The following is a 20451-nucleotide window of genomic DNA, read 5'->3' as shown; positions in this document are numbered from 1 at the left end:
TCACGGGCGGCCCAGCCGCTCAATCGAACGGGCCCGTGATCGATGTCTCGGCGAGCCGGGACAACCCCTCCCGGATGTGCCGGGCCCACAGCCCACCGATCCCGTCGACCGCCTGCAGGTCGGCGGCCGTCGCGGCGAGCAGCCCCTGCAGCGTGCCGAACGAGGCGACCAGCCGGTGCACCTGATGGAACTGGAGGCGCGGCACCCGCGCCAGCACGCGGTATCCGCGGGGGCTCATCGGCGCGTCCAGCGCCTCGATCGTCCCCGGGTACCCGAACGCCCGCGCGAGCGTGGTCAGGTCGAGCAGATCCGCGTCCGTCAGCTTGTCGAGTGCGGCGAGTGTGTGTTCGACCGACTCGGTGGACGGCTGGCCGGGGCCGGCCAGGTAGTCCCGCGCCACCAGCTGGCGGGCCACGTCGTTGTTGCCGACCAGCTCCTCGAGCTGCAGCGCCAGCTGTCTGCCGTCGGTGCCGAGTTCGAGGACGTCGCGTTCGATCTCGACGGACACCCGGCGGACCATCTCCAGCCGCTGCGCCACCGTCAGCGCATCACGGAGTGTGACGAAGTCCTCGATCTCGACGACGGACAGTGCGTTGGTGACCTCGGTCAGCCGCGACTTGTACCGCTCGAGGGTGGCGACCGCCTGGTTGGCGCGCGACAGGATCGTCGGTGAGCCCTCCAGTACGTGCCGGACGCCGCCGACGTACACGGAGACGATGCTCATCGACTGGCTCACGGACACCACCGGGTAGCCGGTCTGGATCGCGGTCCGCTCGGCGGCCCGATGTCGGGTGCCGGACTCGACGGTCGGGATCTTGTAGTCGGGCACCAGCTGGACGTTCGCGCGGACGATGCGCGTGCCGTCGGTCGAGAGCACCACCGCCCCGTCCATCTTCGACAGCTCGCGCAGCCGGGTGGGGGCGAACTCCACGTCGAGCTCGAATCCGCCGTCGCAGAGCTCCTCGATCTGGTCGTCGTAGCCGAGAACGATCAGTGCGCCGGTGCGTCCGCGCAGGATCCGTTCCAGCCCGTCCCTCAGTTCGGTGCCCGGTGCCAGCCGGGCAATCGTTTCGCGAAGCGTGGCCGCGGTGTCGTCCATCGCCGTCCCCCCTTGCCTCGCTGGAATCCGCGCGGCGCCGTACCGGTGCGCGGGAGGCGATCGTCCCACGCGGACATGTCGCGACTAGATTACCGAGACATGAGCGGTACCTGGACGTTGCCCGATGATCTCGAAATCCCCACCCGTCCCGATTTCTTTCCCGCGCCGGGTGAGGCGCTGCCTCAGCACTGGGCGAAATGCTTCGGATGTGGCGACGACCAGCCCACCGGTGCGGCGATGCACTTCACTGCGACGGAGGGCATCGAGGTCGTGGGGCGGCTGACCGTCGAGTCGCGTTTCCAGGGCGGCCCAGGCGTCATTCACGGCGGCATCCTGACGACGGCGTTCGACGAGACGCAGGGCATGGCCTGCATGGTTCTGGGGGTGCCGGTGGTGACCGGTCACCTGCAGGTCGACTTCGCCCGCCCGATCCCGCTCGGATCGGTGCTCGAGTTCCGGGCCCGCATCGACGGCATGGTCCGCCGCAAGGTGTACGCCAGCTCGGAGGTCCGGATCGTGGAGGGGCCGACTGCGAGCGACGAGGTCGCCGGGACCTCCCGCGGACTGTTCCTGACCATCAAGCCGGAGCACTTCAAACCGATGCGCGACTTCGTCGACGGTGTGCCGACGGTCCCGAACTTCGGCAACTCGACGCTTTAGGGCATGCCTCCCAACCCCCCATTGCGGCGCCCCCGGCGCTCAATCGCCGCCCAGCGGCGTTGTCGTCGGCGCCGATACAACAGCGGTATCGGCTTCTCCTCCGCCTTGCCGGACGACGATTGTTTCGCCGGGTGCATCCGAGTGGGATCAGGAGACACGCCCTAGACCGCCTCCATCCGGCGGGGGACCACGCGCAGGGCCTCCCTGATCGTGGCGACCTCGTCGACTCGCATGCCGGCCGGATGCGGCCCGGAGTCGCGCGGCACCACCGCGTGGGTGAACCCGAGCCGTTTGGCCTCGGCCAGTCGGCGGCCGACCGCGGTGACCCGGCGTACCTCACCGGCGAGTCCGACCTCGCCGAGCACGACCAGCCCGGACGGCAGCGGCTTGTCGCGGTCGGCGGAGACGATGGCCAGCGCGAGGGCGAGGTCGGCGGAGGGCTCGGTCAGCCGCATGCCGCCGACCGTCGCGGCGTAGACCTCCTTGTCGTGGGTGCGGATGTTGGCGTGTTTGGCGAGCACCGCCAGCACCATGGCAACCCGTGCTGCGTCCATGCCGCTCACCGCCCGGCGCGGGGAGGGGTTCTGGGTGGGCACCACCAGTCCCTGCACCTCGCCGAGGAGGGCGCGTTTGCCGTCCATCGCGACGGTGACGGCCGTGCCGGGGGCGGTGTCGTCGCGGTGGTGCAGGAACAGCCCGGACGGGTCGGTGACGCACTCGATGCCGTCCTCGTGCAGTTCGAAACAGCCGACCTCGTCGGCGGAACCGAACCGGTTCTTCACCCCGCGCAGCATCCGCAGCGTCGAGTGCTTGTCGCCCTCGAAGTGCAGGACCACGTCCACCAGGTGCTCGAGGGCGCGCGGACCGGCGACCGCGCCGTCCTTGGTGACGTGCCCGATGAGCAGCACGGGGATGCCGCTGGTCTTCGCGAGGGTGGTCAGCGCCGAGGTGATCGCCCGCACCTGGGTGACGCCACCGGTGACGCCCTCCACGTCGGCGGCGAGCATCGTCTGCACCGAGTCGACGATCAGCAGGGTCGGTTTGACCTGTTCGACGTGGCCGAAGATCGTCGCAAGGTCGGACTCGGCGGCCAGGTACACGCGGTCGTGGACGGCGCCGGTGCGGTCGGCGCGCAACCGGACCTGTCCGGCGGACTCCTCGCCGGTCACGTACAGGGAACGGTCGTCGGGACCCCGGCGCGCCCAGCGGTGCACGACCTCGAGCAGCAGCGTCGACTTGCCGACGCCCGGTTCGCCGGCGAGCAGCACCACCGATCCGGGCACGATGCCACCACCGAGCACCCGATCGAGTTCGGGTACCCCCGTCGGCTTGGCGCGGCTGACGGTCGCGCTGACCTGCGTCAGCGGGGTTGCGGGCGAGGTGGGGACCAGGCCCGTGCCCGCGCGCGCGCCGCTCGCGCCCGGCCGGTTCGCGACGGCAGCGAGGACGGGGGCGGCCTCCTCGACCGATCCCCACTCGCCGCACTCCGGGCAGCGGCCGACCCACTTCGCGACGGTGTACTGGCAGGCGGTGCATCGGTAGCTGGTCTTCGGTTTGGCCACGGAGGAAACCCTAGGCGCAGGGACCGACACCCGTCCTTCCGGTCGCGGTGGCACCCGGCGGTTCCTGGTGAGTCCGCCTCCGGCAGCGCGCGGTGTCAGGAAGTCGTTGCGGCCCGGTGCTTTCCGGCGAGCGCGCGGTAGCTCTCCGCGTTGTGGGCGATGTGCGCGATCTCCTCGTCGGTGAGCTCGCGTCGCACCCTGGCGGGAACCCCGGCCACCAGTGAGCGGGCCGGGATCTCGGCGCCCTCGAGCACCACGGCACCGGCCGCGACGAGGCAGTTCGCGCCGAGGCGAGCGCCGTTGAGGACCACGGCGCCCATGCCGATCAGCGAGTCGTCGCCGATGGTGCAGCCGTGCAGGACCGCGTTGTGGCCGACGCTGACGTTCGCGCCGACCGTCAGGGGGAATCCGGGGTCGGCGTGCATCGTCACGTTGTCCTGGATGTTGCTGCCCGCGCCGACGGTGATCGGCGCGGCGTCGCCGCGTGCGACCGCGCCGTACCAGATGCCGGCCTCCTCGTGCAGTGTCACGTCTCCGATCACGGTGGCGGTCGGCGCCAGCCACGCCGAGCCGGCGACGGTGGGCGCTGCGTCGTCGAAGGGCACCACGTGGGGTCCGGTCATGTGCTGCTCCTGATCGTCGGGTCGAACAGGTTGTGTCGCATCCCATTTTGGCCGATCAGCACCCGACCCGCCGGCCTGCGCACTCTCGTGTGGTGTCCGGCGAGGGACCCCGGAAACAGCGACGGCCCCCGACCTGGTGCAGGTCGGGGGCCGTCGGACGGCGATCGGGTCAGTGACCGGCGACGTGGTCGGCGAGGGTGCCGGCACCCTCGTTGCCGGACTTGTCGGACTCGTGGCGGTCGAGGATCGGTCCCGCGTCGACGGGGACGTCGACGACGATGTCCCCGGCGCGCTCGAACGTGAAGGTGACCGGCACGGTCAGGCCGGGGTAGACGCCCTCGGCGATGTCGTTGAGGGTGACCAGGATGATGTCGGTCTCGATCTTCTCGCCGTCATCGGTCACGGTGGCGTCCGGGACGCCGGAGCTCAGCGCGGTCTGCGGCCGGATCACGCGGCCTCCGACCTCGCCCGCGATGGTGACGGACGCGGCCTTGTCGGTGCTGATCTTCGCGAGCCGCTCGGGCTGGTGCTGGCTCTCGTTGACGGCGGTGAACGCGAGGGCGACGGTGCCGCCGGGCTTCAGGCTGTACTCCTCGCTGTTCGGGTACACGATGTGCACGTTGCGCAGCGAGATGTCGCCCTGGTTCGCGTAGTTGCCGTTGACGGCGGCGACCTGGGTGGAGGTCTGGGTGATCTGGCCCGCGCTGCAGGCGGACAGCGAGATGGCAGCTGCTGCGGCCAGGGCAACGGCGGTGGCGACTCGGCGAGTCGACGCATTCAGTGCTGTCACGGGGTGTCCTCCACGGCGTCGGGTCGTGTAACTCAACTAGGCAGAGTAGTAGTTCCCTCCGCGCGGGGCCTCCCCGGGTCGATCTTTGGCGGACGCGGTGTCGTGTGCCGGTGTGCCGAATTCCGGTGGGGCGGCGTCTTCCCCGGCCGTGTCGATGCAGGTTCGTGACCTGGTGTCAACCCCTCCGATCAGCCCGCTGTGCGTCTGACCAGGGACGTTGGAACCGGCGTTGGGGGAACCCGTGATAAACTGGGCAGATCGAAAGGGGCACGGGACAGATGATTTTTAAGGTCGGAGACACCGTCGTATACCCCCACCACGGAGCGGCGCTGATCGAGGCAATCGAAACTCGCACCATCAAGGGTGAACAAAAGGAATATCTCGTACTGAAGGTCGCCCAGGGCGATCTCACCGTCCGGGTCCCCGCAGAGAACGCCGAGTACGTCGGCGTTCGTGATGTTGTGGGTCAGGAAGGGCTCGACAAGGTCTTCCAGGTGCTGCGCGCGCCGCACACCGAGGAGCCGACCAACTGGTCGCGGCGGTACAAGGCGAACCTGGAGAAGCTGGCCTCCGGCGACGTGAACAAGGTGGCCGAGGTGGTTCGCGACCTGTGGCGCCGTGAGCAGGATCGCGGTCTGTCCGCCGGAGAGAAGCGGATGCTGGCCAAGGCCCGTCAGATCCTCGTCGGTGAGCTCGCGCTCGCCGAGGGCACGGACGACGAGAAGGCCGAAACCATCCTCGACGAGGTTCTCGCGGCAGCGTCCTGACGCCCGACGCGGACAAAACACAGATGAACACCGTGACAGGCCCGGTCGACGCGCACAGCGGAGGCCGGGTCGTTGCATTGGTTCCGGCCGCCGGGCAGGGGACGCGGCTCGGCGAGGACGTGCCCAAGGCTTTCGTGACCCTGCAGGGGCGGACGCTGCTGCAGTGGGCGGTCGTTGGTCTGCTCGACTCCGGCGCGGTCGACCGGGTGGTGGTGATCGTGCCGCCGGACCTGGTCGAGCGGACCCGTGACGATCTGCCCACCGGTGTCGACGTGGTCGGCGGCGGTGCGGAACGGACGGATTCGGTGCGCGCGGGTATCGCCGCGGCCGCGGACGCGGACCTGCTGCTCGTGCACGACGCGGCCCGCGCGCTGACCCCGCCCGCGCTGATCGCCCGGGTCGTTGCCGAGCTGCGCGCGGGACGGGAGGCGGTCGTCCCGGCCCTGCCGGTCGCCGACACGATCAAGTCGGTGGACCTGCTCGGGGTGGTCACCGGCACCCCGGAGCGGTCGGAGCTGCGTGCGGTGCAGACGCCGCAGGGTTTCGCCGCGGACCTGCTGCGGCGGGCCTACGACGCCACCGACGCGGCCGCCACCGACGACGCGGGGCTGGTCGAGCGGATCGGGGCGCGGGTCCGCACCATCGCAGGCGAACCACTGGCTTTCAAGATCACCACCCCCCTCGACCTCGCGTTGGCGCGAGCGTTGACGGACCCGGACACCGACGAATAGGAGCACAGGGCAGTGCGAGTGGGCATCGGCACGGACGTTCATCCGATCGAACCGGGGCGGCCGTGCTGGATCGCGGGCCTGCTGTTCGAGGGAGAGGACGGCTGCGCCGGCCATTCCGACGGCGACGTCGCCGCGCACGCACTGTGCGACGCGCTGCTGTCCGCGGCCGGCCTGGGCGATCTCGGTTCGGTGTTCGGGACCGGTCGCCCCGAGTGGTCGGGCGCCAGCGGCGCGACGCTGCTCGCGGAGGTCCGTCGGATGCTCGACGAGCACGGTCTCGCGGTCGGCAACGCGGCGGTCCAGGTGATCGGCAACCGGCCGAAGATCGGCCCGCGGCGCGTCGAGGCCCAGGACGCGCTCTCGGCAGTGCTCGACGCGCCGGTGTCGGTGTCCGCGACGACCACCGACGGACTCGGGTTGACCGGTCGCGGCGAGGGCATCGCTGCGGTGGCGACGGCGCTGGTCATCGCGGCCACGGCGGACCGGTAGGATCGCACGTCGTGACCCTGCGACTCTTCGACACCGAAACGCGGGCCCTGCGTGACTTCGTTCCGCTGGTCCCCGGCCACGCGTCGATCTATCTGTGTGGGGCGACCGTGCAGGGTGAGCCGCACATCGGCCACGTCCGCAGCGGTGTCGCGTTCGACGTCCTCCGCCGGTGGCTGCTCGCGCACGACCACGACGTGGCGTTCGTCCGCAACGTCACCGACATCGACGACAAGATCCTGAACAAGGCCGCCGACGCGGGTCGGCCGTGGTGGGAATGGGCCGCGACGTACGAGCGGTCGTTCACCTGGGCCTACGACCAGCTCGGTGTGCTGCCGCCGTCCGCGGAGCCGCGGGCGACCGGGCACGTCACCCAGATGGTCGAGCTGATGCAGCGGCTCATCGACGCCGGGCACGCCTACGCCGCGGCGGGTGACGTGTACTTCGACGTGCTCAGCTGGGAGAAGTACGGCGCGCTGTCCGGGCACAAGCTCGACGACGTCCACCAGGGCGAGAGCGCGGCCGAGGGCAAGCGCGACCCGCGAGACTTCACGCTGTGGAAGGCCGAGAAGCCGGGCGAGCCGTCCTGGCCGACGCCGTGGGGACGCGGCAGGCCCGGCTGGCACCTCGAGTGCTCCGCGATGGCCGGCGCCTACCTCGGTGGCGAGTTCGACATCCATTGTGGCGGACTGGATCTGGTGTTCCCGCATCACGAGAACGAGCTCGCGCAGAGCCGGGCCGCCGGGGACGGGTTCGCCCGGTACTGGCTGCACAACGGCTGGGTCACCATGGGCGGCGAGAAGATGTCGAAGTCGCTGGGCAACGTGCTGTCGGTGCCCAACGTCCTGAAAAGGGTTCGCCCGCAGGAACTCCGGTTCTACCTCGGCGGCGCGCACTACCGGTCCATGCTGGAGTACTCCGATCACGCGCTCGACGTCGCCGCGGAAACCTACCGGGGCATCGAGGCGTTCGTGCTCAAGACCGCGGAACGCGCGGGGGAGGTGCCGGTCGGCACCTGGACCGCGGAGTTCGCGGCCGCACTCGACGACGACCTCGGGGTGCCGAAGGCGCTCGCGGAGATCCACGGTCGTCAGCGCGAGGGCAACCGGGCGTTGACCGCCGGTGACCTCGACACCGCCGTCCTGATCGCCGGGCAGGTGCGCGCGATGATGGGCATCCTCGGCGTCGACCCACTCGACCCGCACTGGACGAGCGACTCCACCGACGCGTCCGCCGCGCACGCCGCGCTGGACGTGCTGGTTCGCTCCAGTCTGGACGCCAGGCAACAGGCCAAGGCCGACAAGAACTGGCCGGCGGCCGACGCGATCCGGGACCGGCTCGCGGCCGCGGGCATCGCGGTCACCGACACCGCCAACGGACCCGAGTGGTCCCTCGAGAAGAACCACAACGAAGCAGGGTAGTGATGGCAGGCAATTCGAGCAGGCGCGGCGCGGTCCGCAAGTCCGGCACCAAGAAGGGCCAGGTCGTCGGGTCCGGCGGCCAGCGGCGCAAGGGCCTCGAAGGCCGCGGCGCCACCCCGCCCGCGGTCGAGCGGACCAAGCACCCCGCCGCCAAGCGGGCCCGTGCGGCGGCCAAGGCCGGCGCCGGGCGACCGGCAGGCGGTGGGTCAGGCGGGCGCGGCGGATCGCCCCGCAAGGGCACCGACGGCCCGGAGAACGTGCTCGGCCGCAACCCGGTTCTCGAGTGCCTGCGGGCCGGTGTGCCTGCGACCGCGCTGTACGTCGCGGTCGGCACCGAGAACGACGACCGGCTGTCCGAGAGCGTGCAGATCGCCGCGGACAAGGGCATCTCCATCCTCGAGGTGCCGCGCACCGACCTGGACCGGATGAGCGCCAACGGCCTGCACCAGGGTGTCGCGCTGCAGGTGCCGCCGTTCCGGTACGCGCACCCCGACGACCTCCTCGCGAACGCCCGCACCCAGCAGGAGCCGGCGCTGCTGGTGGCGCTCGACAACATCACCGACCCCCGCAACCTCGGTGCGGTGGTCCGCTCGGTCGCGGCGTTCGGCGGTCACGGTGTGGTGATCCCGCAGCGGCGCAGCGCGTCGGTCACCGCGGTCGCGTGGCGGACCAGCGCCGGTGCCGCGGCGCGACTGCCGATCGCGCAGGCAACCAACCTGACCCGCACGCTCAAGGACTGGGCCGCGAAGGGTGTGCAGATCGTCGGCCTCGACGCCGGCGGAGACACCACCCTCGACGAGTACGACGGCACCGGTCCGGTCGTGGTCGTGGTCGGTTCGGAGGGCAAGGGCCTCTCACGCCTGGTGCGCGAGACCTGCGACACCATCCTGAGCATCCCGATGGCCGGCCCAGTCGAGTCGCTCAACGCGTCCGTCGCGGCCGGTGTCGTGCTCGCGGACATCGCCCGGCAGCGGCGCTGACGCGCCCGTGAGTCCTCCCGGCCTGCACGCGGACCGGAAGGACTCGCGGCCCCGGGGATGCGCATGATCGACGCAGGGGACCGGGGTCGCTCCGCTTCCGCGGTGTGGCGCGAGTTCGGGTACCCGCTGGTCGAACCCACCGGATCCGGACCGCTCGACGGCATGGCCGTCGCGGTCAAGGACCTTTTCGACCTCGCGGGTCATCGTGTCGGTGCCGGCAATCCGGTCCGGCTCGCGGAGGCTTCTCCGGCCACCCGCACCGCGCCGGTGGTCGCGGCCCTGCTTGCGGCGGGCGCGTCCGTCGCGGGGATCGCCCGGACCGACGAGTTCGCCTACAGCCTCGCCGGGACCAACGCCCACTACGGGACGCCTCCCAATCCCGCTGCACCCGAACGGATCCCAGGAGGATCGAGTTCCGGTCCGGCCAGCGCAGTCGCGCTCGGCGATGCTGCGGTCGGGCTCGGCACGGACACCGCTGGGTCGATCCGGGTGCCCGCGTCGTACCAGGGGCTGTACGGGATCCGCACCACGCACGCCGCGGTGTCCGCTGTCGGGGTGCTGCCGCTGGCGCCGTCCTTCGACACCGTCGGGTGGCTGGCGCGCGATCCCGGCACCCTGCATGCGGTCGGTCGGGTGCTGCTGCCGCCGCAGCAGCCGCGGACGTTCGCGCGGGCGCTGGTGTGCGACGCGCTGGTCGCGCTCGCCTCCGCGGAGGTGCGGGACGCCGTGGCCGCGGCCGTCACCCGGTGGACGAACGCCGCGAACCTCCCGGCGATCGAACGGTGTGACATCGACACCGGCGCCCTGCCGGGCGCCGTCCGCGACTTCCAGACCGTCCAGGGCTGGGAGGCGTGGCACGCGCACGGTGCGTGGATCTCCCGGCACCGGGCCACGCTGAACCCCGACGTGGGCGCCCGGTTCGACACGGCGGCCGGGTACACCGCACTGGACCGGCGGCGGGCCTGGGACAGGTTGTGCAGCTTCGCATCCCAGGTGGATGCCCTGCTCGGTGACGACCTTCTGCTGGTGCCCTCGGCGTCCTCCGTGGCGCCGATCGTTGCGGAGGCGGCCCTCGGCGGCGAGGTGATCGAACGGGAGCGGGCCGCGACCTTCGCGCTCACCTGCATCGCCGGTGCCACCGGGCGTTGCGCGGTGAGTGTGCCTCTGCCGGTGGAGATCCCGATCGGGCTGTGCATCGTCGGACCCCGAGGCCGCGACCTGGACGTGCTCGCGCTCGCGACGGCCGTCCGTGCTGCCGGAGTCGCCTAGCGCCGCCACGGCACTCCACGGCGAGCCGATTGGCGCTCACCTGTCCGCTCGCGGCACGGAGCGGGCCCGTGCCGCGAGCGTGGATGCACGTCAACCACCCGCCTCGAGCGCGCTCGCCCCCTCACCGTCGCCTACCCGCGGTCGCCGCTCCGCCGTCGTACGATCCCGGGATGGCGACCGCCCTCCTCTACGGTCTCGGGACCGCGCTGCCGATGCTCGTCGGCGCGTTCGTCGGGTTGCGCTACGACCTGCCGCGGCCGCTGCTGGCCGCACTGATGGCGTTCGGCGCGGGCGCGATGGTGGCCGCGGTGTCGACCGAACTGTTCCAGCCGGCGTTCGAGTCGGAAGGGGTCGTCGTCGCCGGCATCGCGCTGATGCTCGGTGCGCTGGTCTACGTGTTCGCCGACCACCTGATCGAGAACAAGCTCGGACCCGCAGCCCTCGGCTGGGCGCTGATGCTCGGCGCGCTGCTCGACGGCATTCCCGAGAACACCGCCCTCGGAGTCTCGCTCGGCGTCGAGGGCGGGCTCGTCCTGCTGGTGGCGATCGCGGTCGGCAACGTGCCGGAGGCGATGGCCGGCGCGGCGTCGATGCGGAAGCAACCGAACTTCGACCGGCGCCGCGCCGCGGTGCTGTGGACCGTCACCGCAGTCGTCCTCGTGCTGGTGGTGGTGCTCGCGTACGCCGCGTCCGACTCGATTCCACCGTCGCGGATCGCGGTGATCCAGGCCTTCGCCGGTGGGGCCACGATCGCCGTCCTCGCCGATTCGCTGATGCCCGAGGCGTATCGGGAGGGTGGCTGGTGGGTCGGCCTGTCGACGGCGCTGGGGTTCCTGGTCGCGTTCGCGCTCGGCGGTTAGCCCTGGGGGCGGCGGGGCGGGTTTGACCTCGACCGGACTCGAGGTTCTACGGTTGATGTCGTGCATGTGATCGACACGGAGGCCGGACCCCGGGGTTGGCGAGATCTGCTGGGGCCCGCTCATCTCGGGTCGATGGTGGTGCTGGCCGGTGGGGTCGCGCTGTACGCCACGAACATCTATCTGACGGCCAGCCTGCTGCCGTCCGCCGTCGAGGACATCGGCGGTGACAGGTTCTTCGCGTGGGCCACGACGATCTTCCTCGTGGCGTCGGTGGCGTCCGCGGTACTGGTCAGTCGGCTGCTGGCGCTCGTCGGGCCTCGGGCTGCCTACCTGGTCGCGATTGCCGCGTTCACCGCGGGCACGGTGGTGTGCGCGCTCGCCCCCGAGATGTGGGTGTTGCTCGCGGGGCGTGCGTTGCAGGGCGCGGGCGGCGGACTGATCAGTGGGCTCGGATACGCGTTGATCCGGTCGGTGCTGCCGTCCGGCCTGTGGACGCGGGCCTCCGCCCTGGTGTCCGCGATGTGGGGTGTGGGCACTTTCGTCGGACCCACCGTCGGGGGTGCGTTCGCGCAGTTCGGTTCGTGGCGGCTGGCGTTCGTCGCGCTCGCCGTGCTCGGCGTCGGCATCGCGGCCCTGGTGCCCCGTTACATCGTCGGCGGCCGACCCGAGTCGACCGGCGAGACCGTGCCGGTGGTGTCGATGGTGCTGCTCTCGGCTGCCGCGCTGGTGATGAGCGTGGCCGGTGTCGCGGGCTCGGGTACCGGGACCGCGGTGGGCGTCGCGGCCGCGCTGGTGCTGCTGGCGGTGTTCGTCGGATACGAACGCGCCCGGGGCGGCAGCGTGCTGCCGTCGGTGACCTTCGCCCGCGGCGGCACCCTGAAGTGGACGTACCTGACGATCGGACTCCTCGCGGTCGCGTCGACGGCGGAGACGTTCGTGCCACTGTTCGGGCAGCGGCTCGGTGGGCTCGCACCGCTCATGGCCGGGTTTCTCGGCGCGGCGCTCGCGATCGGCTGGACACTCGGCGAGGTGGCGAGCGCGGGCGCGCACCGGGCCCGGACCGTGCGGGCGGTCGTGGTGGCGGGTGGCGCGGCCGTGATCGCCGGGTTCGCGGCGTTGGCGATGTTACAGCGCTCCGACGCCCCCGGGTCGGTGATCTGGTTGTGGGCGGTCGCGTTGGCGGTCGTGGGGGCCGGAATCGGTGCCGCATGGCCGCACCTCGCCGCCTTCGCCATGGCCAGTTCCGAGGACCCGGTGCAGGGCGCGCGGGCCGCGTCGGCGATCAACACCGTGCAGCTGGTGTCGAACGCGGTCGGGTCCGCGATCGCCGGCGTGCTGGTGAATCTGGGGACGTCGACGACCGGGTCGGCGCGACTGCTGTACGGGGTGTTCGCCGCGATCGCCGTGCTCGGTGTGCTGACGGCGATGCGGGCGACCCGACCGCGAGCCCGACCCGGCTGCTACGGGGTGCCGTAACCGCCGCCGCCCGGCGTCTCGACGACCAGGACGTCGCCCGGTTGCACCTCCACCGAGTCACAGGCTGCCATCCGTACCACCGACCCGTCCCCGCGTTCGACCCGGTTGCTGCCCAGGCCGCCGGGGGAGCCGCCGGCCATGCCGTACGGCGGCACCCGGCGGTGTCCCGACAGCGTGCTAACCAGCATCGGCTCCAGGAACCGGAGCCTGCGGACCGCGCCGTCGCCGCCGCGCCAGCGCCCCTCGCCGCCGCTGCGGCGCCGAATCGCGAAGTCCTCCAGGAGCACCGGGAGTCGCCACTCGAGCACCTCGGGGTCGGTCAAGCGGGAGTTGGTCATGTGGGTCTGCACCACCGACGACCCGTCGAACCCGTCGCCTGCACCGGACCCGGAGCCGAGCGTCTCGTAGTACTGGTGCCGGTCGTTGCCGAAGGTGACGTTGTTCATCGTCCCGGACCCCTCGGCCTGCACGCCGAGCGCCCCGTACAGCGCGCCGGTCACGGCCTGCGACGTCTCCACGTTGCCGGCGACGACGGCGGCCGGATGGCTCGGCGCCAGCATCGACCCCTCGGGGATGACGAGGTGCAGGGGCCGCAGACAGCCGTCGTTGAGCGGGATGTCGTCGGCGACGAGGGTGCGGAACACGTAGAGCACAGCGGCCGTCGCGACCGACGACGGCGCGTTGAAGTTCGATTCGAGCTGTGGCGACGTTCCGGTGAAATCGATTGTCGCCGAGCGGCTCTGCCGGTCCACGCTCACCCGCACCGCGATCACCGCGCCGGAGTCGGTCTCGTACCGGTAGGAGCCCTCGGTGAGGGTGTCGACGACCCGGCGCACCGCCTCCTCGGCGTTGTCCTGCACGTGCCGCATGTACGCCTCGACCACGTCGAGTCCGAAGTGGTCGATCATCTTCGCGACCTCATCGACTCCCTTTGTGTTCGCGGCGATCTGGGCGCGAAGGTCGGCGAGGTTGGTTTCGGGATTCCTGGATGGGTACCGCGCGCCGGTCAGCAGGTCGAGGGTCTCGGCTTCGCGGATGCGGCCGTCGCGGGCGAGCAGCCAGTTGTCGAACAGTACCCCCTCCTCGTCGATCTCCCGGCTGGTGGCCGGCATCGACCCCGGGGTGATCCCGCCGATCTCGGCGTGGTGCCCGCGGGAGGCGACGTAGAACAGGATCTGTGCGCCCGGCTCATCGAAAACCGGTGTGATGACTGTGATGTCGGGGAGGTGGGTGCCGCCGTGGTACGGGTCGTTGACGGCGTAGACGTCACCACGCCGCATGTCGTTCCGCCGGCGTGCGATGACCTCCTTGACGCTGCTGCCCATCGAACCGAGGTGCACCGGGATGTGGGGGGCGTTGGCGATCAGGTTCCCGTCCGGATCGAACAGCGCGCACGAGAAGTCGAGTCGTTCCTTGATGTTCACGGACTGCGCCGTCGACTCCAGGGCCGCGCCCATCTGCTCTGCGATCGACATGAACAGGTTGTTGAAGATCTCGAGCATCACCGGGTCGGCCTGCGTGCCGATCGCGGCCTCGCCGCGAGCGGTCACCCGTTCGAGCAGCAGGTGCCCGGCCGCGGTGAGCGTGCCGCGCCAGCCCGGGTCCACCACGGTGGTGGAGTTGGCCTCGGCGAGGATCGCCGGTCCGGTCACCGCATCCCCGGGCCGCATGCGTGCGCGCTCGTACAGCGGCGCGTCGTGCCAGGCGCCGTCGTGGTACATCCGGACGGTGTCGGGGGCCTCGCCGGGCGCGTCGTCGGGCGCCGCCGCGACACCGGTCAGGTCCGGATGGTGGGTGAGCCCGGTCGCCTCGACGGCCACAGCGTCGACGATGAGCGGGCGATCCATCAGGAACGAATAGGTGCGCAGGTGCACGCCCTCGAACTCGGCGGTCATGGTCTCGGGATCGGTCAGGTCGATGGACACCGTGGTGTCCGTGCCGTCGTAGCGCAGGTGCGCGCGCCGGGTCAGCCGGATCCGGTCCGCGGGGACCCCCTCGTCTCCGAGTTCGGTGACGGCCGCCGACTCCAGCGCCTCGGCGACGGAGAGGATCCGGGGCATGGTGTCCGGTCCCAGAGCCGCGACCACCGACTGCTCCCGCATGACCGTGGTGTCGGCCAGGCCCATGCCCAGCGCCGAGAGGACGCCGGCCATCGGCGGGACCAGCACGGTGTGGATGCCCAGCGAGTCGGCGACCGCGCATGCGTGCTGGCCGCCGGCACCGCCGAACGTGGTCAGCGCGTACTCGGTGACGTCGTGCCCCTTCTGCACCGAGATGTGCTTGACCGCGTTGGCCATGTTCGCCACCGCGATGCGCAGGAAGCCCTCGGCCACCTGTTCGGGTGAGCGGTCGTCCGCGGTCCGTGCGCGGATGTCGGCTGCCAGCTCGGTGAAGCGGCTGCGCACGACGGCGCTGTCCAGGGGCTGGTCGCCGCCCGGCCCGAACACCAGGGGGAAGTGGTCGGGCTGGATGCGGCCGAGCATCACGTTGGCGTCGGTGACGGTGAGTGGTCCGCCACCCCGGTAGCAGGCGGGACCGGGATCGGCGCCGGCCGAGTCCGGGCCGACGCGGTACCGGCTGCCGTCGAAGTGCAGGATCGAGCCGCCGCCTGCGGCGACGGTGTGGATGTCCAGCATCGGTGCCCGTAGCCGGACCCCGGCAACCTGGGTGTCGAACACGCGCTCGTACTCGCCGGCGAAGTGCGACACGTCGGTCGAGGTGCCGCCCATGTCGAAGCCGATCACCTTGTCGAAGCCGGCCATCTGGGACATGCGCACCATGCCGACGATGCCGCCGGCCGGGCCCGAGAGGATCGCGTCCTTGCCGCGGAAGTGGCCCGCCTCGGCGAGGCCACCGTTGGACTGCATGAACATCAGCCGCACGCCCGGCAGCTGACCGGTCACCAGATCGACGTAGCGGCGCAGCACCGGCGAGAGGTAGGCGTCGACCACCGCGGTGTCCCCGCGCGGCACCAGCTTCATCAGCGGGCTGGCCACGCTGGACAGCGAGATCTGGGGGAACCCGATGCGATCGGCGAGCTCACCGATCGCCGCCTCGTGCTCGGGATACAGATGGCTGTGCATGCACACCACGGCCACCGCACCGATGCCGTCTGCGCGGGCCTGCCGGAGCTCGTTGGCCAGTCGGTCGAGATCCGGTGTGCGCAGGACGGTTCCGTCGGCCGTGACGCGCTCGTCGACCTCGATCACGCGCTCGTACAACAGCTCCGGCAGCTCGATCTGCCGGTCGAAGATGCGCGGCCGGTTCTGGTATCCGATCCGCAACGCGTCACCGAACCCCTTGGTGATGACGAGGGCCGTGCGCGCCCCGGTGCGCTCGAGCAGTGCGTTGGTGGCCACCGTGGTGCCCATCCGGACCTGCTCGACCCGGTCGGCGGTGACGGCGACCTCTCCGGGCGAAGCCTCGGGCCGTATCGGGTCGGTGCTCGACCCGAGCAGCGCGCGGATGCCGGCGACGGCTGCGTCGGCGTACCGGGCCGGGTTCTCCGACAGCAGCTTGTGAGTGACCAGGGTGCCGTCGGGTCGGCGGCCGACGATGTCGGTGAACGTGCCACCACGATCAACCCAGAATTCCCAACGCTTACCAGTCACGGTTCTCCCATCGCGAACGATCGGAGGTCAATCCTAGGGTGCGTTCGGCTCAGTGCCCGGCCGCGACCGCGACCCTTCCCGAGTTCGCGCGGCGCCGCGATCCGATCGCCCGGCACACCAGGTAGATCACGAACGAGATGGTGGTGACGAACGTCGACACCGGCACACCGGGGGCGAGCGAGAGCAGGATCCCGCCGACCGACGCTAGCTCGGCGAACAGGATCGCCAGCAGCGTGGTCTTGAGCGGGCTGGAGGTGACGCGCGCGGCCGCCGCGGCGGGGGTGATGAGCAGCGACAGCACCAGCAGGGCGCCGACGATCTGCACACCGAGCGCGGCGGCGACGCCGACGAGCACGGCGAACACCAGCGACAGTCCGCGGATCGGCACCCCGCGGGCGCGCGCCACCTCGGGGTCGGTGCTCGCGAACAACAGCGGCCGGTACACGACGACGAGCACGGCGAGCACGATCACCGCGAACACGAGCAGCAACTGCAGTCCGCTGTTGCCGACACCGACGATCTGCCCGACGAGCAGGGAGAAGCTGGTGCCGGTGCGGCCCGGGTAGAGCCACATGAACAGCACCGACAGGCCGAGACCGAACGACATGATCACGCCGATCACCGAATCGCGTTCGCGCGCCTTGCTTCCCAACAGCGCGAACAACACGGCGGCGATCACCGAACCGACGATGGCGCCGACCCCGACGCTGATCCCGGCGAGCAGGGCGGCGGACGCGCCGGTCAGTGACAGTTCGCTGGTGCCGTGCACGGCGAAGGACATCTGCCTGCTGATGATCAGCGGGCCGATCGCGCCGGCCAGCAGGCCGAGGATCGCGGCGGCGAGCAACGCCTGCTGGACGAAGTCGTACTGCAGCAGGTCGATGGTCGTCCGCCAGTCGAGCATGCTCGACAGCGCCCCGGTGAGTTTGTCGTTCATGCGAGGTTCTCGTTCATTCGTGGTCCTCGTGGTGTGCGCAGTCGGTGCTCAGTTCACCGGCGCCGCCGAGGGCGTCGATCGCGTCGCCGGTCCCGACGACGACGAGGCGGCCGCGCACGTGCAGCACCTCGACCTCGGTGCGGTACAGCTCGGAGAGCACCTCGGAGGTCATCACCTCGGCGGCGGTGCCGATCCGGAACCGGCCGTCGACGAGGTAGAGGACGCGGTCGACGAGCGGCAGGATCGGGTTGATCTCGTGGGTGACGAACAGGACCGCGGTGTCGTGCCGGCGCCGGCGCTGGTTGATCAGGTCGGAGACGCGGTGCTGGTTCGCCAGGTCCAGGCTGAGCAGTGGCTCGTCGCACAGCAGCACCTTCGGATCACCGACCAGGGCCTGTGCCACCCGCAGCCGCTGCTGCTCGCCCCCGGACAGCGAGCCGACCGGGGCGTTCGCGTACGCCTGCGCGCCGACCTCGGCGATCGCGGCGTCGACGATCGCCTTCCGGGCGTTGCGGCCACGCAGGCCGGTGCCCCAGCGGTGCCCGTCGACACCGAGGCCGACGAGGTCGCGACCGCGCAGCGGCAGTCCCTCGTCCATCGTCTTCTGCTGCGGGACGTACCCGACGTTCGGGTTGCCGACGCGGACGGGACTGCCTGCGATGCGCGCGGTGCCCGCGGTCAGCGGCACCTGGCCGAGCAGCATCTTGAGCAGTGACGTCTTGCCGGACCCGTTGGGGCCGAGGACGGCGACGAACTCGCCTGGTTCGACGTCCAGGTCCAGCCCCGACCACAGGGTGCGCCTGCCGTACGACAGTTCGGCGCCCTTCAGCGCGACCGCGGCCGTCACGCGGCGGGTCCGGTGGCGGCGGCGTCCAGTGCCTCGGCGAGCCGCTCCGCCGTCTCGGTCTGCCACTGCACGTAGTCGAGACCGTCGGGCAGGGTCTCGGTGACCTCGACGACCGGGAGTCCCGCGGTCTCCGCGGTGGACCGGATGTCGCGGGTCACCTTGTCCTCGGTCTGGCTGTTGTAGACGAGGACGGCCACCTTCTTGCCGGTCAGCAGGTCGCGGGTCGCGGCGATCGCGGCCGGCGGCGGGTCGTTGCCCTCTTCGACGGCCCGGGTGAAGTCGGCGGGCGTCTGATCGTGCAGGTCGGCGGCGGCGAGCAGGTAGTACGCGGTCGGCTCGGTCTGCGCGATCGCGGTCTGCGGGTGCTTCGCGGCGATCTCTGCGGTGGCGTCGGTGATGCCGTGCAGTTTCCCGTGGAACGTCTCGGCGTTCGCGGTGTACGCGGCGGCGTTCGCCGGGTCGAGCGCGCCGAGCTCGGCCGCGATCGTGTGGGCGACGGTGTCGACGGTGGGGATGTCGTACCAGACGTGCTCGTTGACCCCGCCGTTGTCGTGACTGTGCGAGTGCCCGGCTTCGGCGGCGGTGTCATGCGCGGCTTCGCCCGCGGTGTCATGCGCGGCTTCGCCCGCGGTGTCGTGGTCGTGCCCGGCGTGCAGGTCGGTATCCGCGCCGAACAGTTCGAAGGCGTTGACCGTCGGCTTGTCGGGGCCGCTGCCGAGGATGTCCTCGATGAACTCGTCGTAACCGCCGCCGTTGTAGACGACCAGGTCCGCATCGGTCACGGCGGCGGCGTCGCGGGGGCTGGCCTCGTAGGAGTGCGGATCGGCGGACGGTTCGGTGACGATCGAGGTGACGTCCGCGTGATCACCGGCGACGGCGGCGGCGACCGAGCCCCACACGTTGGTCGACGCGACGACCCTGATCCGGCCGTCGTGACCGGTGTCGGAGGTGGCGGTGCCGCAGGCGCTCAGGCCCAGCGTGGCGGCGGTTGCCAGTCCCAGTGCCGCGGCCGTCGCGCGGCCGGTCCGTCCACGGAGGTGGACGCGGGCGCGGCGGAACGGCAGTGATGAGAAGGGCATGCCGAAAATATTAATGGAAACCGTTTCCGTTGTACATTGGCGGGGCCGTGCTCTCGGTCACCCGGTGAGCGCGTACCGTCCCGTTATGCCCCGCTCTCGTCATCCGCATCGTCAGGCGACCCTGGCCTCCCTTGCGGCGGAGCTCAAGGTCTCCCGTACCACGGTGTCGAACGCCTACAACCGCCCCGATCAGCTTTCCGCCGAATTGCGTGCCCGCGTGCTCGAGGCGGCCAAACGTCGCGGCTACCCCGGCCCCGATCCGGTGGCCCGGTCGCTGCGCACCCGCAAGGCGGGCGCCGTGGGCCTGCTGCTGACCGAGGCGCTCAGCTACTCGTTCCGGGACCCCGCGGCGATGAGCTTCCTGGCGGGGTTGAGCGAATCCTGCGAGGAGGCCGGGCAGGGGCTGATGCTGATTCCCGCCGGCCCCGGGCGTGACGAGGTCGACGCCGCGGCGGTGGTGCAGCAGGCGGGGGTCGACGGGTTCGTCGTCTACTCCGTCGCCGACGACGATCCGCACCTCGCCGCGGTGCTCGAGCGGCACCTGCCCGTGGTCGTGTGCGACCAGCCCCGCCGGATCGCAGGGGCGGCCCTGGTCGGCATCGACGACCGCGGCGCGATGCGTGAGCTCGCCGATCACCTGATCTCGTTGGGTCACACCGAGATCGGGGTGCTGTGCATGCGGCTCGGTCACGATGCGCGCAACGGTCGCGCCGATGCCGAGCGGCTCCTGTCACCGAATTTCCACGTTCAGCGCGAACGTATCGCCGGGGTGCAGGACGCGTTGGCCGACGCGGGTCTGGATCCGTTGTCGCTCACGGTCTTCGAGAGCGCCGAGCACACGGTCGGTGCCGGGCACGCGGCGGCCGAACGGGCACTGGTGCTCAACCCGCGCATCACCGCGCTGCTGTGCACGACCGATGTGTTGGCGCTCGGTGCGCTCGAGTTCGCGCGGTGGCGCGGCATCGACGTGCCCGCAGAGTTGTCCATCACCGGTTTCGACGGCGTGCCCGATGCGTCGCGGGTCGGGCTGACCACCGTCCGGCAGCCGGCGGAGGAGAAGGGGCGCCGAGCGGGCGCGATGCTGCTGCGGGACTCGCATTCCGGGGTCGCGACCGTCGAGATACTCGATACCGAGCTGGTGCGCGGTCGCACCGCGGCCCCGCCCCGGCGGTGGGAACGCGGTCCGGCGGAGTAGCCGCACTCGCATCGTCCCGATGAGCGGAATGGTGCGGTCGATGACCCGCGGGTCCCCC

18 protein-coding genes are annotated in these 20451 nt (G+C 71.1%); 10 read left to right on the top strand and 8 right to left on the bottom strand.

The window, feature by feature from the left end:
• Window positions 1–19: 19 nt before the first annotated feature.
• Window positions 20–1099, bottom strand: a complete 1080-nt coding sequence (gene disA / locus ACWDUM_RS05745; RefSeq protein ID WP_450112325.1) for a DNA integrity scanning diadenylate cyclase DisA — start codon at window positions 1097–1099, stop codon at window positions 20–22.
• A 99-nt stretch (window positions 1100–1198) separates the two neighbouring features.
• On the opposite strand from disA, the gene ACWDUM_RS05740 reads away from it, so the two are divergent.
• Window positions 1199–1759, top strand: coding sequence for a PaaI family thioesterase (locus ACWDUM_RS05740; protein ID WP_450112324.1), 561 nt, complete (start codon window positions 1199–1201; stop codon window positions 1757–1759).
• 161 nt (window positions 1760–1920) lie between these two features.
• Here the strand turns inward: ACWDUM_RS05740 and radA are convergent, their stop codons facing one another.
• The 3 genes from radA to ACWDUM_RS05725 form a co-directional block, all read right to left on the bottom strand.
• Window positions 1921–3321, bottom strand: a complete 1401-nt coding sequence (gene radA, locus ACWDUM_RS05735) for a DNA repair protein RadA (RefSeq protein WP_450112323.1) — start codon at window positions 3319–3321, stop codon at window positions 1921–1923.
• Between the two features lie 95 nt (window positions 3322–3416).
• Complete coding sequence (locus ACWDUM_RS05730; protein WP_450112322.1) at window positions 3417–3944, bottom strand: gamma carbonic anhydrase family protein; 528 nt, start codon at window positions 3942–3944, stop codon at window positions 3417–3419.
• A gap of 169 nt (window positions 3945–4113) precedes the next feature.
• Window positions 4114–4734 carry a hypothetical protein gene (locus ACWDUM_RS05725; RefSeq protein WP_450112321.1) on the bottom strand — a complete coding sequence of 207 codons (621 nt, stop codon included), beginning with the start codon at window positions 4732–4734 and terminating at the stop codon, window positions 4114–4116.
• A gap of 278 nt (window positions 4735–5012) precedes the next feature.
• Between ACWDUM_RS05725 and carD the strand changes: the two genes are divergently transcribed.
• The 8 genes from carD (at window position 5013) to ACWDUM_RS05685 (ending at window position 12724) form a co-directional block, all read left to right on the top strand.
• A complete protein-coding gene (gene carD, locus ACWDUM_RS05720; protein WP_345352957.1) occupies window positions 5013–5501 on the top strand; it encodes an RNA polymerase-binding transcription factor CarD in 489 nt (162 codons plus the stop codon).
• 23 nt (window positions 5502–5524) lie between these two features.
• The gene (gene ispD, locus ACWDUM_RS05715; protein ID WP_450133201.1) at window positions 5525–6232 is read left to right on the top strand and encodes a 2-C-methyl-D-erythritol 4-phosphate cytidylyltransferase; all 708 of its coding nucleotides are present in this window, start codon (window positions 5525–5527) and stop codon (window positions 6230–6232) included.
• A gap of 12 nt (window positions 6233–6244) precedes the next feature.
• The gene (gene ispF / locus ACWDUM_RS05710; RefSeq protein ID WP_450133200.1) at window positions 6245–6721 is read left to right on the top strand and encodes a 2-C-methyl-D-erythritol 2,4-cyclodiphosphate synthase; all 477 of its coding nucleotides are present in this window, start codon (window positions 6245–6247) and stop codon (window positions 6719–6721) included.
• 11 nt (window positions 6722–6732) lie between these two features.
• The gene (gene cysS, locus ACWDUM_RS05705) at window positions 6733–8139 is read left to right on the top strand and encodes a cysteine--tRNA ligase (protein ID WP_450133199.1); all 1407 of its coding nucleotides are present in this window, start codon (window positions 6733–6735) and stop codon (window positions 8137–8139) included.
• Window positions 8140–8141: 2 nt separating this feature from the next.
• Window positions 8142–9119, top strand: coding sequence for a 23S rRNA (guanosine(2251)-2'-O)-methyltransferase RlmB (gene rlmB / locus ACWDUM_RS05700; protein ID WP_450133198.1), 978 nt, complete (start codon window positions 8142–8144; stop codon window positions 9117–9119).
• A gap of 63 nt (window positions 9120–9182) precedes the next feature.
• Window positions 9183–10388 (top strand): amidase family protein, encoded by a 1206-nt coding sequence (locus ACWDUM_RS05695; protein ID WP_450133197.1) that lies wholly within the window; start codon window positions 9183–9185, stop codon window positions 10386–10388.
• A gap of 170 nt (window positions 10389–10558) precedes the next feature.
• Window positions 10559–11248, top strand: a complete 690-nt coding sequence (locus ACWDUM_RS05690) for a ZIP family metal transporter (protein WP_450133196.1) — start codon at window positions 10559–10561, stop codon at window positions 11246–11248.
• A 60-nt stretch (window positions 11249–11308) separates the two neighbouring features.
• Entirely contained in the window at window positions 11309–12724 is a 1416-nt protein-coding gene (locus tag ACWDUM_RS05685; protein WP_450133195.1) for an MFS transporter, read from the top strand.
• Here the strand turns inward: ACWDUM_RS05685 and ACWDUM_RS05680 are convergent.
• The 4 genes from ACWDUM_RS05680 to ACWDUM_RS05665 are packed head-to-tail and all read right to left on the bottom strand — an operon-like array spanning window position 12709 to window position 19198.
• The gene (locus ACWDUM_RS05680; RefSeq protein ID WP_450133194.1) at window positions 12709–16335 is read right to left on the bottom strand and encodes a hydantoinase B/oxoprolinase family protein; all 3627 of its coding nucleotides are present in this window, start codon (window positions 16333–16335) and stop codon (window positions 12709–12711) included. The genes ACWDUM_RS05685 and ACWDUM_RS05680 overlap by 16 nt on opposite strands.
• Before the next feature lie 49 nt (window positions 16336–16384).
• Window positions 16385–17272 carry a metal ABC transporter permease gene (locus ACWDUM_RS05675; protein WP_450133193.1) on the bottom strand — a complete coding sequence of 296 codons (888 nt, stop codon included), beginning with the start codon at window positions 17270–17272 and terminating at the stop codon, window positions 16385–16387.
• Between the two features lie 13 nt (window positions 17273–17285).
• Window positions 17286–18119, bottom strand: coding sequence for a metal ABC transporter ATP-binding protein (locus tag ACWDUM_RS05670; RefSeq protein WP_450133192.1), 834 nt, complete (start codon window positions 18117–18119; stop codon window positions 17286–17288).
• Complete coding sequence (locus tag ACWDUM_RS05665; RefSeq protein ID WP_450133191.1) at window positions 18116–19198, bottom strand: metal ABC transporter solute-binding protein, Zn/Mn family; 1083 nt, start codon at window positions 19196–19198, stop codon at window positions 18116–18118. Before ACWDUM_RS05665 ends, ACWDUM_RS05670 begins: the two co-directional genes overlap by 4 nt.
• A gap of 85 nt (window positions 19199–19283) precedes the next feature.
• Here ACWDUM_RS05665 and ACWDUM_RS05660 point away from each other — a divergent pair, with 85 nt between their 5' ends.
• Window positions 19284–20393 carry a LacI family DNA-binding transcriptional regulator gene (locus tag ACWDUM_RS05660; RefSeq protein WP_450112309.1) on the top strand — a complete coding sequence of 370 codons (1110 nt, stop codon included), beginning with the start codon at window positions 19284–19286 and terminating at the stop codon, window positions 20391–20393.
• The last annotated feature ends 58 nt before the right edge of the window (window positions 20394–20451 follow it).

Source organism: Rhodococcus sp. NPDC003322, from assembly GCF_053589555.1.
This window is presented reverse-complemented; position numbering and strand designations above follow the sequence as displayed.

What these genes read in the sequence shown, in the direction of transcription:
- disA (WP_450112325.1), bottom strand. Translation starts at nt 1,099, where the DNA reads ATGGACGACACCGCGGCCACGCTTCGCGAAACGATTGCCCGGCTGGCA.
- ACWDUM_RS05740 (WP_450112324.1), top strand. Translation starts at nt 1,199, where the DNA reads ATGAGCGGTACCTGGACGTTGCCCGATGATCTCGAAATCCCCACCCGT.
- ACWDUM_RS05730 (WP_450112322.1), bottom strand. Translation starts at nt 3,944, where the DNA reads ATGACCGGACCCCACGTGGTGCCCTTCGACGACGCAGCGCCCACCGTC.
- carD (WP_345352957.1), top strand. Translation starts at nt 5,013, where the DNA reads ATGATTTTTAAGGTCGGAGACACCGTCGTATACCCCCACCACGGAGCG.
- ispD (WP_450133201.1), top strand. Translation starts at nt 5,525, where the DNA reads ATGAACACCGTGACAGGCCCGGTCGACGCGCACAGCGGAGGCCGGGTC.
- rlmB (WP_450133198.1), top strand. Translation starts at nt 8,142, where the DNA reads ATGGCAGGCAATTCGAGCAGGCGCGGCGCGGTCCGCAAGTCCGGCACC.
- ACWDUM_RS05695 (WP_450133197.1), top strand. Translation starts at nt 9,183, where the DNA reads ATGATCGACGCAGGGGACCGGGGTCGCTCCGCTTCCGCGGTGTGGCGC.
- ACWDUM_RS05690 (WP_450133196.1), top strand. Translation starts at nt 10,559, where the DNA reads ATGGCGACCGCCCTCCTCTACGGTCTCGGGACCGCGCTGCCGATGCTC.
- ACWDUM_RS05675 (WP_450133193.1), bottom strand. Translation starts at nt 17,272, where the DNA reads ATGAACGACAAACTCACCGGGGCGCTGTCGAGCATGCTCGACTGGCGG.
- ACWDUM_RS05665 (WP_450133191.1), bottom strand. Translation starts at nt 19,198, where the DNA reads ATGCCCTTCTCATCACTGCCGTTCCGCCGCGCCCGCGTCCACCTCCGT.
- ACWDUM_RS05660 (WP_450112309.1), top strand. Translation starts at nt 19,284, where the DNA reads ATGCCCCGCTCTCGTCATCCGCATCGTCAGGCGACCCTGGCCTCCCTT.